The organism is Salinivibrio sp. MA427 (assembly GCF_001996115.1).
Taxonomy (GTDB): domain Bacteria; phylum Pseudomonadota; class Gammaproteobacteria; order Enterobacterales; family Vibrionaceae; genus Salinivibrio; species Salinivibrio costicola.
Genome location: NZ_MUFH01000044.1, coordinates 1 through 13,346, shown reverse-complemented (window position 1 = coordinate 13,346; position 13,346 = coordinate 1). Strand labels below are relative to the sequence as shown.

Below are 13,346 nucleotides of genomic sequence, written 5' to 3'. Positions count from 1 at the left end.
AGACCGATCATGACCGCATATTCGGTGTACATAATACGGATAGGGCGCTCAATGATCCCAAGCCACATTAGGCTTTCATTGAGTAACCCTCTCGTGCCCAGAAAGATTTTGAGGCCATATGTGCGGATTAATGAGTTAGTCCAAAATGGCACAATGACTAAAAAGAGCATCATTGGACGCATTTTTTTGGGCATCTTGGCAACAATAAAGGCAAACGGGTAGCCGATAAGCAGACAAATCAGCGTCGCTAACGCTGCCATGTAGAAGGAATGCCACACTACTTTAGCGTAGAGAGGATCGAGAAGTTTTGCGTAGTTACTCAGCGTGAACGTCATCTCGATAAGATTGGCGTCATCGCGGGTTAAAAAACTGGTGACGATGATCATTAGGTTGGGCAAAAAAACAAACACCAACAACCAGCCGACCACCAAACCAATAATGGCTGTTTGAAGATTAAGCTTTTTCATCGGCCAATACCACCTCCCAGCTCTCTACCCAGGTCAAGGTGACTTTTTGATTCAGAGAGTGATCAACATCTGGATCGTCTTCATTAAAAAACTCACTGACCATCACGGTTTGCCCTGACGGAAGCTCGAGCACTGAATCCAGGGTCATGCCTTTATAGTTACGCTCGCGTACGTAGCCGACAATACCGTTAGGCTCCGCATCATCGCTAATTTCTTGTAGGCGAATGTCTTCAGGGCGCAGCAATACCTTGACCTTATCGTCAGGCTTCACATCAAGCTTGCAGAATACCTCGCACTCACGGGATTCAATACTGGCCCAAATGCGGTTTTCATCGATGCGTTTAATCACGGTGGCATCAAAGACATTGATTTCGCCAATAAACCGGGCGACAAACAAGTTCTTTGGCTCTTCATAGATCTCACGTGGTGAGCCGTCTTGTTCGATTTCGCCTTCACGCATGACCAGTATACGGTCAGACATCGACAACGCTTCTTCTTGATCATGGGTGACAAAGATAAACGTAATGCCGAGTTTACGCTGAAGCTGCTTGAGCTCCATTTGCATTTGCTTACGCAGTTTATAATCGAGTGCAGAGAGCGATTCGTCGAGCAGTAAGACGCTTGGTTTATTCACCACAGCACGCGCAATCGCAATACGCTGCTGCTGACCGCCTGACAACTGGTGGGGCTTGCGTGAGGCATAGTGGTCCAGCTGCACCATGCGCAGTGCTTCCATCACACGCGGTTCGATCTCATTGCGGTTCACACCTTGCATACGTAAGCCAAATGCCACGTTTTCAAACACACTCATGTGGGGAAATAAGGCATAGCTTTGAAACACAGTGTTGACGTTGCGTTGTTCGGCAGGCAAATCGGTGACATCTTGACCGTCAATGATAACCTGGCCGCTGTCAGCGTCTTCAAGCCCCGCAATTAAGCGTAATACGGTTGTTTTACCACAACCCGAAGGACCGAGAATGGTGAGAAATTCACCGTCATTCACGCTTAAATTGAAGCGGGAAATAATTTCTTTGCCGTCGAAACTTTTGGTTAATGACGCCAGCTCGACAACCGGTTTGTGAGATAGATGGGTGTGATTCAATGGTTCGTTCTCTCTCTACCTGGCAAATTGTCTTGTACATACGTACCCATAAAACAGACGGCGCATAATAGACGCGCACAAGTCGAAGTTAAAGCAATTTTTCTCCCCATTTAATGCATTTCCTTTCATGACTGGCGTGGATAGCATCCTTGACGCTTTTCAGTGCTCACACAGACAACTTTGGGTTATTTTTCCCGGATTCGTCAGAATGATTTTTAGCTATGGGCGACAGTCAGATATACTGTGTGCATCAGTCATGATAGATAACGATTATGAGTCAACAAGAATACGATAATGCGATACACATGGGCGGGTCGATAGAAACCGCACTGAATGGCCGTTACCGCCTCGATCCGTTTGAGATCATTAAAGAGGCTTTCTCGCAGACCTTAAAACACTTCTGGTCTTTCTTACCCGCGGCGCTGGGCTTATTTGCGACTCAAATTGGTATTCTAATGCTAATGCTTACTTTGTTGCTGGGCGCACCCTCGCATTTGTTTGAGGCGCTTGTCGGGCAACGGGAGCTTACCACCGATATGATCTCCTCCGTGTGGCTAGCTAACTTCACGTCAGAGGTGTTGATTGCACCTTTATATGCTGGGGCAAGTTTGATGGGACTTAGCCATGCGATCGGCTTTCGTTCCAAGCCTCGTCATCTGCTAAAAGGGTTAGCTTTCGCATTACCCGTCACTGTGGTGATTTGCTTGTCCGCTACGCTGCAAAGTGTCGCGAGTTTGATTTTTCCGCTGCTTAGCCTTTATGTTGCGATGGTTTTTTCCATGGCGCCGTTATTAATTTGCGAGAAGCGTGTCACACCCATGAAAGCTTTGAGTGTGTCTTTCCGCGCGGTAAACAAAAAGCTGTTTCAGATGGCAACCATTTATGCGGTAGTGGGTGTGCTATTTCTCATTTCTTTTGCCACGGCTGGCTTTGCATTGGTTTGGGCGTTACCCTTCCTTTTCAATGTTAAAGGCGTGATTTACCGAGAAATGTTTGGCGTAGGGGTCGAAGTGACCGTGTCACCCAAAAGCGAGAATAATCCCGACAAATCAAACGCGTCATCACCCTCGTCAGGCCAGGATACATTTGATGCCTGAACCACGCTAAGCCCGTATGTGGAGTATCGATGAAAAAAGTAATCAGTGTATTGGCGCTATTGGGGATGATCAGTTTCCCTGCAAGTGCCGAGACATACCGTTTTAGTTATAGCAAACTCTTTACCCAACTAAAGCACAATACCGAAGAGGGTCACCCTGATATCGGTGTGGCGTACTTTATGGTATCAGCGGATTCTGGTCAGGTCTGTCCCATCTCACGAGCTTGGATGCGAAAAAAAGAGCATTATGAGGAATTTACCATTCCTGCCTCGCAAGCTTTGCCGTTGCCGTTGGATAACCAGCTGCGTAAAGTGAATCCCGATGTCTTTGTTGAAACACCGTCAACGCTAAATTGTGATATTTCATTCCAAGTGTTGGTGGATAAGCCGGTCGGAAAGACGCTAACCAGCCAACAAGTTCGCGACTGGCTACCACAAATGGATACCATGATGGAAAACCTGGGTGGGATGTTTGCCTCTTGGTTTATGCCTAAAACGCAGGGGGTGGTGATCCATTTTTCGCCCTCGGCGACAGGGAAAATAACCAGCAGTGAAGGGCAGGATTATACCATTGATGATCATCAAGCTATCATTGATGCTAGCGGCCTTGGGCAAGAGGTTAAATTAACTCTGCCTGAGGCACCCATTAAAGTATCACCTTGGCTCCCGAAAAACGGTTAACTGCTTGCTGATCTTAGAGGTTGTTAACGCTAAGAGCGGTTAAATTCGAACGATTAGGGAAAGAAAAAAGCGCTCACTAAACCAGTGAGCGCTTTTGTGATTCAGTGATTACACTGTGATCTTATGCCTTGAGATTGACAATATCGAGTGATAATTCAGGGTCTACTTCAACGACCGCTTCTGAGTCAGGCGCCGGGTCAGTAAAACTTTCCTTATCAAATGCAGTATCGCCATCACCTTCATAAGCCATGCCTGCTGCGACTGATTTAAAGTCGAATAATGTCGCATCGGCAAGGTGTGAGGGCACCACGTTTTGCATCGCGCGGAACATGGTTTCAATGCGTCCCGGGTAACGTTTGTCCCAGCCCTGTAACATCTCTTTGATCACTTGGCGTTGCAAGTTAGGCTGAGATCCGCACAGGTTACAAGGAATGATAGGGAACGCTTTCTGCTCTGAATAACGTTCTATATCTTTTTCGCGACAATAGGCCAATGGACGAATCACAACGTGTTCGCCATTATCGGAGACGAGCTTGGGCGGCATGCCTTTTAGTTTGCCACCGTAAAACATATTTAAAAACAACGTTTCCAGAATATCATCACGATGGTGTCCAAGCGCTATTTTGGTAGCGCCTAACTCTTTCGCCGTACGGTATAGAATGCCACGACGCAGACGCGAGCACAGTGAGCACGTGGTTTTTCCTTCTGGCACTTTTTCTTTAACAATCGAGTAGGTATCTTCTTCGATAATCTTATATTCGACCCCTAATTCGTCTAAATACTCGGGGAGAATGTGCTCAGGGAAACCTGGCTGTTTTTGATCCAAGTTAACGGCGATTAACTCGAACGAGACAGGGGCACTTTTTTGCAGACTTTGCAACATATCAAGCAGGGTGTAGCTGTCTTTGCCGCCTGAAAGGCAAACCATAATGCGGTCGCCATCTTCAATCATATTAAAATCTGCAATGGCTTGGCCTGTATTCCGGCGAATGCGCTTTTGCAGTTTATTAAACCCGTATTTTTGTGCTTTGCTCAGCTCTTGCGTGCTCATAAGTACTATCGCGTTGTCAGGCAGTCTAAACGCATTAAGCTGCCAGTGTGCATGAATGGCGGGTATGATACGGATTTTGACTATAAATGCTAGTCACTATAAAGGCGGGATGAATATAAACAAGACAGCCAACAACAGGCGGTGAGTTGCACTGCCTGTTGTATGGGCGGGTGACAATGACTTAGTCGTTGGCTCGGGGATCGAGCGGGCTGATATATCCATCAGGCTTGATCGCAAGCAGATCGCAGTCGAGCTGATCAATCATATGCTCTGCTGTGTTGCCGATAAAGACAGCCGATAGTCCAGTGCGGCCAGTTGTTCCTAGGATCACCAACTCTGCATCTAACTCTCGTGCGATATTAGGAATGACATCCTCTGGCAAGCCTTCTTGAACATGGGTTCGCGTCTCTTCGATGTGATGGCGCTGACGCAGTGCCTTCATGGCGGTGAGATGGTGGCCTCTGACGGCATCGGTATAAGCACTAGGATCAAAGTCAGGTAGCTCAATAGTAATATTCACCGGTGTTGCTGGGTAGGCGTTCGCAAGGTGTAGCTCAGCGCCCAACATCGCACTCATCACGTTGCCTTCATCGACTAATTTGTCGTTGAGTTCGGCGTGGGTTTCTGTTTCTGAAGCCACGTGAACGGACGCGACAATTTTACCTTTATCCGGCCAACCATGCTCTTTTACCAATAACACAGAGCTGGGACATTTACGGAGTAAGTGCCAGTCCGTTGGGGTAAAAATCACTGAACCTAGCGTGTCGTGCTTGTGCGTCGCTTTGACGACAAGATCATGCTGATGACTGAGTACGCGCTCGACAATCGCTTCGTAAGGACGGTTGTGCCAAACGACGACTTTTTCAATCTCACAGTCTTGTGCATTGTGGGACTGAATGATCTCATTCATCCATTCTTCACGCTGGTGCATGACACCTTGACGCATGGCTTGTCGCTCATCAGACGAAAGCATCGAGGTCATTTCATAGGAAAAGTCGTAAATGGCGAGAAAGAGCGTAAGCTTAACCGCAGAATCACTTCGTTGGCTGAGCGTGACCGCACGTGATAACGCGGGTTGTTGTTCTTGGGAAGGATCAATAACGACGAGAAGGTTGCTGTACCTGGACATATCTGCCTCCTTTGCACAGATGCATCGGTTACTGTCACTTTAACCTAGTTGACCGGGTAGCGCGAAATAATTCATGGTTCCGATAACAAAAAAGAGAAATGGCGCATTAAAGCGCCATTTATTAACAACTTATTTACCCAAAGAAGGCTTAAACCAAACACTCTTCGTCAGCAAGGCGTGCCAGCTCTTCTAAGTCTAACACTGTAATGTATTTACCCTTTACCGCGAGAATCTCTGATTTTTGGAAACGGCCTAATAGACGACTAATGGTTTCCACCGTTAGACCCAGATAGTTACCAATGTCACCACGAGTCATGGTTAGTCGAAACTCACGCGGTGAAAACCCACGTTGTGCAAAGCGTTTTGAAAGGCTATACAGGAAAGCGGCTAAACGCTCTTCTGCTGTTTTCTTCGATAAAAGCAAGATCATGTCTTGATCACCTTTTATCTCGTTGCTCATTAGTCGCATGATTTGCTGACGAAGCTTTGGCATCTTGCCAGATAAATCGTCGAGCGTATCGTAGGGGATTTCGCAAATCATCGATGTTTCTAACGCCTGAGCAAAACTTGGATGCTCATTATCGTTAATGGCATCAAAGCCAACTAAATCGCCTGCGAGATGGAAAGCCGTAATTTGCTCATCACCTTGTTCAGTGATGGTATAGGTTTTAACCGTTCCTGAGCGTATCGCATAGAGCGCTCGAAGATTATCACCGGCTTTGAACAATTCTTGGCCTTTCTGAATAGGTTTTTTGCGCTCAATGATGCTATCCAGTTGATCCAACTCTTGCTCATTTAACGTAAAGGGAATGCAAAGCTGGCTTATACTACAATCCTGACAATGGATCGCACAGCCACCAGACTGAACCCGCCGAGTGATGATCTTATTCGACACCATACACCTGCCTGATTTTGAAAACGTCAATTAACATATTACACCATTATCGTGTGCTAGGTCGACCTTATATAAGGAGTTTCAATGCACCTTGTAAGGTGTAGAGGCCATAAACTGCCAACATTATGGCACATGTCAAGCGTACTAGACGATTATTCAGTATTGGTTTAATTCGTTCTGCAAACGCGCCAACCGTTAACATTGCCGGTAGCGTTCCGAGCCCAAACCCTAGCATAACTAATCCGCCGCCAGACGCACTTCCCGCAACGGCAGCCCAACTGAGTGCTGAATAGACAAGGCCACAGGGTAACCAGCCCCACACCACACCAAAAGGGTAGGCATAGAGGGGAGAGCGCAACGGCATCAACTTAGAAGAAAGAGGCGAAATATAGCGCCAGAGCTTGCTACCGATACGCTCAATATAACTCAGACCATTCCATAATTGCGCCATATAAGCGGCCAGCAATAGCATCATTACTGCGGCAAAAAATCGCAATACGGCAAGGTGGTGAGTGAGGTCAGAGAGCGCGAGCAACGAGGCAACTGCGCCCCCAATGAGTGTGCCCGCTACGATATAAGAGGTTATCCGGCCTAAATTGTACAAAAGAATATAGGGCCATTTGGCACGCTCCGCAGGCACCCCAAAGGACATGGCCGCTGCGACACCGCCACACATACCGAGGCAGTGGCCAGCGCCGAGCAAGCCAATCCCTAGTGCACCGATAAAATCAACGTTTGTCATGATGTGACGAGTCAGTGTTCTCAGTGTCATTTGACTGAGGAGTGGGCTTTTTCTCTGGTTCTTCTTCATCGAAAAGAATAGAAGAGCCTTGACGCTCAAGATCTTCAAACTGATCGGATTTTACCGCCCAAATAAAGACGACGCCGGCGACACACACCAGCATGATCGCAATCGGAATCAAGATGTACAAACTAGCCATAACGCTATCCTTATTTTTTATTGAGCAGGCGCAGCGAGTTAGACACCACAATAATGGAGCTAGCAGACATTCCGACCACAGCAACATATGGCGCGACAAAGCCCATGACAGCCAAAGGCAAAATGGTCACGTTGTAGCCCAATGCCCAGGCTAAGTTTTCTCGAATGATTCGTCGCGTTTGTTGAGCAAGACGTCTTGCAGTTAGCAGTTTTTCTAAATCATCACCAAGAAGTACCATATCGGCGGATGACTTCGCGATATCGGTTCCGCCTCCCATTGCAACGGATAAATGGGCACCCGCTAAAACGGGCGCATCATTAACACCATCACCGATCATCAAGGTAATTGTACGACTATCAAGGCTTTGAAGATATGACAGTTTGCCTTGAGGAGACACGCCAGATACAACAGAGTCTATACCGAGCTCATCAGCGACTTGTTTGACATTGCGTGACTGATCGCCGGTTAACATTGTCGTTTGGATGCCCGCGTCCTTGAACGCGGCAAGTAATCTGGCACTACTGGGCCGGATGGGGTCGATAAGCGAGAATGCCGCGACCGGTTTGTTATCGCRGCTGAGTATGACCGGATACGATTGGTAGCTTTCAGCCCCGTCTGATAACGCGAAACTGGCTTTACCAATGCGCCAATATTGGCCATCGATAGTGCCACTCACGCCTTGCCCGATATGATTATCGGCAGCGCCGACGTTGACTTTTTCCGTGGCCCGAGCCTGAAATGCGTTCGCTATCGGGTGATTGGCGAACGCTTCCAGGCTAGCGGCAATATTGATCACCCGTTGCTCTGTCAACGTGTCGCTGTTGATCTCAATCGTACTGATCTGCACGGTGCCTTTGGTTAATGTGCCGGTTTTATCGACCACTAATCGATTCACTTTGGTTAACGTTTCTAAGACATGTCCTCGACGCAACATAATGCCGAGTTGACCAAATGTTGACGTCGAGCAGGTCAACGCGGTAGGTGTCGCTAACGACAGCGCACAGGGGCAGGTTGCAACGAGCACCGACAGCATGATCCAGAAAGCATCATCAGGTCGAGAAAAGTGCCAATAGAGCCACGTCGATGCAGAAATAATGAGAATAGCAGCGACAAAATAACGCGCAATTTGGTCCGCCAAAACAGCGACTTTGGGCTTTGCCATCTGTGCTTCATCTTGTAGGCGAACAATGTGCGCGACGAGCGATTCTTTATGGTTATTAATGACGGTGATGTCGACATTGCCCTCAACATTCATGGTGCCGGCATACACGGTATCACCGCTTTGTTTGGTTTGTGGCAACGACTCTCCGGTCAACATGGCTTCGTCTACTGATGTTTTGCCTGACAGGATTCGCCCATCGGCGGGAAAAGGCTCTCCCGGTAACACCCGAACGTGATCATCGACCTTTAAGCTGTTGGCCGGAACGGTTTCACCCGTAAGGTGACGTGCCATCTTCGGCACCAATTTCAATAAATTGGCACTGGCTGCTGCCGCTGTACGCCTGGCGCGCATTTCTAAAAAGCGCCCCAACAATAAGAAGAAGGTGAACATTGCCACCGATTCAAAAAAGACCTCACCTTTACCTGTTACCGTTGCGTATAAGCTCGAGAAATAGGCAAAAAGTAGGGCAATCGAAACGGGGACATCCATACCGAGCGTTCTGGCTTTTAGATTACGCCATGCATTAGTGTAAAAAGGTAAGGCGGAATACAGTAGAACAGGGGTGGCAAAGATAAGACTAATCCAGCGGAAGTAGTTGCGAAAGGTTTCATCCATATCGCCAAACACTTCGAAATACATTGCCACCGCTAACATCATCACCTGCATTGTCGCGAGGCCAGCAATCCCTAACCGATAGAGATATTGCTTCATATTACGATGGTATTGCTGCTCTTGCTTATCCGCTTCAAAAGGGGCTGCTTTATACCCAAGATGATGAATGCGTGTGAGTATTGTGCTCAGTGATGTTTCGCTATCATCCCAACGAACCAGGGCACGGTTGGTGGTGGTGTTAACTTGAATATGGGTAACCCCCTTGGTTCTCTGCAATTGTTTTTCAATCAGCCATGCACAGGCCGCGCAAGAAACGCCATCTAATGAAAGAGGGACTTCTTTTTGATCGGCAACATCACGAACAAACTCTTGTTGTATATCTTGGTTATCATACAAAGTCAGTGATTTAAGCTCTTCTGGCACCAACTCTGCTTTATCCGCGTTCTCGGTACGATACTGATAATAAGAGCTCAAACCACTGTCTACGATAGTGGTTGCCACAGCCTGGCAGCCAGGGCAACACATAAGGCGAGGTTTATCGAAGATCACGACTTGGAAGGTGTCGCCTGTTAAAACAGGATCACCACAGTGATAACAGGGAGTAGTCATGGTTATTGTTTACCGCTTAACGTCAGGGTATTCGAGAGAGGGAAATTAATACGACCGTTGACCTTCCACTGTTTGTCAAACGACGCCAGTTCTATAAACCAAGGGCCTAACATAGGCTCGGCCAAATCGATATGATAAATACCAGCTTGATTTGGGTTTACCATGACATTCACGTCCTTACGCTCTAAGGTACGATGTTGTATGTGAACTTTCAGCGTCGGAAATGTATCAAGTTGCCCTTTATCAAGTGCGATGGCAATTGCGTCTTCAGTCGCTGACAGTTGCGCTGAAATACCAAGTTGGTCTGCGACTTTCAACTTCGATAAATCAAGGTTAATGGCTTTTCCTTTCTTGTAATAGTCTTCCGCAACAAGAGAAACCGCATTTTTTTGAAATAACGCAAAGGTAGATAGACTTGCGACGACGACAGTCGCTGGTAGGGCGATAAGGAACCAAGGCCAAAACTGCTTGTACCAGGGGGTTATCATCTGAAGCTCCTTGGGATGAGCATTAGGAAGCCCCTGCAAGCAGGGGCCAGTTTATACGTAAGTCTCTATTCTACTTCAGGATTACTCAAACGCCATACATAGGCAGAGAGTATCTGAATTTTTTCTTCGCCAAGATGCGCTTCCCATGCGGGCATAACACCTTGACGGCCACCACGAATGGTTTGTTCCACCGCTCGACGTGAGCCACCGTATAGCCAGATGTTGTCGGTTAAGTCCGGCGCACCGAAAGCAGGGTTACCTTTACCATCTGTTCCATGACAAGCGGCACATACCACAAATCGGGTTTTACCTTTTGCAGCCATTTGCGGGTCGACTTTACGGCCTGACAAACTTAACGCGTAAGCGGCAACTTCTTGGACACCCTCTTCACCCATGGTATCTAGCCAAGCTGGCATATTGCCTTTTCGGCCGTGGAGCAAAGTGGCTTTGATGGTTTCAGGTTCACCACCGTATAGCCAAGCATCGTCCGTTAGGTTAGGGAAGCCGGCTTGACCTCGTGCATCCGACCCATGGCAAGCAGCACAGTTTTGGCTAAACAAACGTTGGCCAACCTTTAAGGCTTCTTCATTGCGCGCAATTTGTGTTATCGGACGCAGTGACTTGCCATCTTCTTGATAAGCGAGTTGACGGAATGCCTCACCAAACACTTTGTCTGCAGCGTCGAGTTCCATCGCGTATTGGTTAATGTGCTGAGCTTCTTGTGCCTTCGCCATTAACTCGCGTGATTCATCAACGTTGCTAACATTTTGGTAAGAGCTCTTCCAACCTAATACACCAGCAAAGTTACCTAACCCCGGGTAAAGGATGAGGTACCCCAAACCAAATACCAATGTGGCCCAAAACATGTATGACCACCACTTGGGAAGTGGGTTATTCAGCTCACGAATACCATCGTAGTCGTGACCCATGTCATCGCCCTCTGCGACGCCCATTTTATCTTTGGTCGTCCAAATGATAAGGGCAGCACAGCCAGCAATCGTGCCGAGTACGATGACTGTTACGAAGATACTCCAAAACGTACTCATTAGCGATTATCTCCTGTCTTGTTATTGGGCTTATCCTGACCCTTTTCTTCTTCGTCGAAAATCAGGTTAGCCGCTTCATCAAAGTGTTTTTTGCGACGTTTGCTATAAGCCCAAACAACGATCCCAATGAAGCTAACAAATAGGACCACGGTCCAAATACTATGAAAGGTGCCGATATCCATAGGCCCTCCTTATTACTTCATTGCGTGACCTAGTGACTGAAGATAAGCAATCAACGCTTCTATCTCCGTTTTGCCTTTAACCGCGGCTTCTGCGTTCTTAATATCTTCATCGGTGTATGGCACACCAAATTGATCGCGGAACACTTCAAGCTTCGCAGCCGTTGTCTCTCCGTCTAGCGTATTTTCTGCTAGCCATGGGAAACCAGGCATATTCGATTCAGGCACGACGTCACGTGGGTTAATCAAGTGAACGCGGTGCCATTCGTCAGAATACCGATCCCCAACACGGGAGAGATCAGGACCTGTACGTTTAGAACCCCATAAGAATGGATGCTCCCACACGCTTTCACCTGCAACGCCGTAGTGACCATAGCGCTCAGTTTCGGCCCGGAATGGACGAACCATTTGGCTGTGACAAACATTACAACCTTCACGGATGTAAATATCACGTCCTTCCATCTCTAAGGCTGTATACGGACGAAGGTTATCAACCGGTTCAGTGGTTTGCTCTTGATAAATCAGTGGTGTGATTTCCACTAAGGCGCCAAAACTAATGGCGACAATGATTAAGATCGCGAGCAAGCCTGTGTTTTTTTCTACTATCTCGTGGCGATTTGAACTCATTTAATCGTCCTCCTTACACCGCAGGCTCAAGCGATTTCAAGCTAGCTTCCGGCGCACGAATCGTTTTATATGCGTTGTAAGCCATCAAGAACATGCCTGATAGGAAAATTGCACCACCGATAAAGCGGACAAAATAGAACGGGTAGGAGGCTTCTAATGACTCCACAAAGCTGTACGTCAATGTGCCATCCGTATTCACTGCGCGCCACATCAAGCCTTGCATGACACCAGAAATCCACATCGCGACGATGTAAAGTACGGTACCAATGGTGGCTAGCCAGAAGTGTACGTTTACCAGTGAAACGGAGTACATACGCTCTTGACCAAACAGTTTTGGAATCAAGTGGTAGATAGAGCCGATTGACACCATCGCAACCCAGCCGAGCGCACCAGAGTGTACGTGGCCAATCGTCCAATCGGTATAGTGCGATAGCGCATTCACCGTTTTGATTGACATCATCGGCCCTTCAAACGTCGACATACCATAGAAGGACAGGGACACGATTAAGAAACGCAGAATCGGGTCATAACGTAGTTTATGCCATGCGCCAGAGAGGGTCATAATACCGTTAATCATACCGCCCCAAGAAGGCGCAAATAAGATCAGCGACATCACCATACCCAGCGACTGAGTCCAGTCAGGCAAAGCCGTATAATGAAGGTGGTGAGGTCCCGCCCAGATATACAGAGAGATCAGCGCCCAGAAGTGGACAATAGACAAACGGTAAGAATAAACAGGACGACCAGCTTGCTTGGGAACGAAATAATACATCATACCCAGGAAGCCAGCTGTCAATAGAAACCCGACCGCATTATGTCCATACCACCACTGTACCATTGCATCGACTGCACCGGCATAAATGGAGTAAGACTTCATCGGTGAAACTGGGATTGCCATGCTGTTAACGATATGCAAGACAGCAATGGTCAAAATAAAGGCACCGAAGAACCAGTTCGCAACGTAAATATGCGAGGTTTTACGCTTAATTAATGTGCCAAAGAACACGATAGCGTATGCCACCCATACCACCGCAATGGCGATATCGATTGGCCACTCTAGTTCAGCGTACTCTTTGGAGGTGGTGTATCCCATTGGCAACGAAATAGCTGCTGAAAGGATAATGGCTTGCCAACCCCAGAAGGTGAACTCTGCTAACTTCCCTCCGAATAACCGTGTTTGACAAGTACGTTGTGCAACATAATACGACGTTGCAAACAGCGCACTGGTGCCGAATGCGAAAATCACTGCGTTAGTATGCAG

The 13,346-nt window shown here is 47.6% G+C and carries 14 protein-coding genes and 1 pseudogene; 2 read left to right on the top strand and 13 right to left on the bottom strand.

What is annotated here, in order from left to right:
* Positions 1–467: pseudogene (gene potB / locus BZG79_RS05445) on the bottom strand (spermidine/putrescine ABC transporter permease PotB); the annotation flags it as partial.
* Complete coding sequence (gene potA, locus BZG79_RS05440; protein WP_025744391.1) at positions 454–1,569, bottom strand: spermidine/putrescine ABC transporter ATP-binding protein PotA; 1,116 nt, start codon at positions 1,567–1,569, stop codon at positions 454–456. The gene potA and the pseudogene potB, both read right to left, overlap by 14 nt.
* A 272-nt stretch (positions 1,570–1,841) precedes the next feature.
* Here potA and BZG79_RS05435 point away from each other — a divergent pair, with 272 nt between their 5' ends.
* Positions 1,842–2,666 carry a hypothetical protein gene (locus tag BZG79_RS05435; RefSeq protein WP_077661173.1) on the top strand — a complete coding sequence of 275 codons (825 nt, stop codon included), beginning with the start codon at positions 1,842–1,844 and terminating at the stop codon, positions 2,664–2,666.
* Positions 2,667–2,695: 29 nt separating this feature from the next.
* Positions 2,696–3,346 (top strand): DUF2987 domain-containing protein, encoded by a 651-nt coding sequence (locus tag BZG79_RS05430; RefSeq protein WP_077460519.1) that lies wholly within the window; start codon positions 2,696–2,698, stop codon positions 3,344–3,346.
* A gap of 121 nt (positions 3,347–3,467) precedes the next feature.
* Here BZG79_RS05430 and ttcA read toward each other — a convergent pair whose 3' ends face one another.
* From ttcA to ccoN, 11 genes are all read right to left on the bottom strand, one after another.
* A complete protein-coding gene (gene ttcA, locus BZG79_RS05425; RefSeq protein WP_077460520.1) occupies positions 3,468–4,397 on the bottom strand; it encodes a tRNA 2-thiocytidine(32) synthetase TtcA in 930 nt (309 codons plus the stop codon).
* 181 nt (positions 4,398–4,578) lie between these two features.
* The gene (gene uspE / locus BZG79_RS05420) at positions 4,579–5,526 is read right to left on the bottom strand and encodes a universal stress protein UspE (RefSeq protein ID WP_021023201.1); all 948 of its coding nucleotides are present in this window, start codon (positions 5,524–5,526) and stop codon (positions 4,579–4,581) included.
* A 148-nt stretch (positions 5,527–5,674) separates the two neighbouring features.
* Complete coding sequence (locus tag BZG79_RS05415) at positions 5,675–6,424, bottom strand: FNR family transcription factor (RefSeq protein ID WP_077460521.1); 750 nt, start codon at positions 6,422–6,424, stop codon at positions 5,675–5,677.
* A 64-nt stretch (positions 6,425–6,488) separates the two neighbouring features.
* On the bottom strand, positions 6,489–7,163 hold the full coding sequence (locus BZG79_RS05410; RefSeq protein ID WP_077676808.1) for a sulfite exporter TauE/SafE family protein: 675 nt from the start codon (positions 7,161–7,163) through the stop codon (positions 6,489–6,491).
* Positions 7,150–7,362: a cbb3-type cytochrome oxidase assembly protein CcoS gene (ccoS, locus tag BZG79_RS05405; RefSeq protein ID WP_021023204.1), complete on the bottom strand. Its 213-nt coding sequence runs from the start codon at positions 7,360–7,362 to the stop codon at positions 7,150–7,152. The genes BZG79_RS05410 and ccoS overlap by 14 nt, the downstream gene beginning before the upstream one ends.
* A 10-nt stretch (positions 7,363–7,372) precedes the next feature.
* Positions 7,373–9,745 carry a heavy metal translocating P-type ATPase gene (locus BZG79_RS05400; protein WP_077773897.1) on the bottom strand — a complete coding sequence of 791 codons (2,373 nt, stop codon included), beginning with the start codon at positions 9,743–9,745 and terminating at the stop codon, positions 7,373–7,375.
* 2 nt (positions 9,746–9,747) lie between these two features.
* Positions 9,748–10,233 carry a FixH family protein gene (locus tag BZG79_RS05395; RefSeq protein WP_069362406.1) on the bottom strand — a complete coding sequence of 162 codons (486 nt, stop codon included), beginning with the start codon at positions 10,231–10,233 and terminating at the stop codon, positions 9,748–9,750.
* Between the two features lie 65 nt (positions 10,234–10,298).
* The gene (gene ccoP, locus BZG79_RS05390; protein WP_077647425.1) at positions 10,299–11,279 is read right to left on the bottom strand and encodes a cytochrome-c oxidase, cbb3-type subunit III; all 981 of its coding nucleotides are present in this window, start codon (positions 11,277–11,279) and stop codon (positions 10,299–10,301) included.
* Positions 11,279–11,461 carry a CcoQ/FixQ family Cbb3-type cytochrome c oxidase assembly chaperone gene (locus tag BZG79_RS05385; protein ID WP_077460525.1) on the bottom strand — a complete coding sequence of 61 codons (183 nt, stop codon included), beginning with the start codon at positions 11,459–11,461 and terminating at the stop codon, positions 11,279–11,281. The genes ccoP and BZG79_RS05385 overlap by 1 nt, the downstream gene beginning before the upstream one ends.
* Before the next feature lie 12 nt (positions 11,462–11,473).
* Complete coding sequence (ccoO, locus tag BZG79_RS05380) at positions 11,474–12,085, bottom strand: cytochrome-c oxidase, cbb3-type subunit II (protein ID WP_077460526.1); 612 nt, start codon at positions 12,083–12,085, stop codon at positions 11,474–11,476.
* 13 nt (positions 12,086–12,098) lie between these two features.
* A partial coding sequence (ccoN, locus tag BZG79_RS05375) for a cytochrome-c oxidase, cbb3-type subunit I (RefSeq protein WP_077773896.1) occupies positions 12,099–13,346 on the bottom strand: 1,248 nt, incomplete at its 5' end.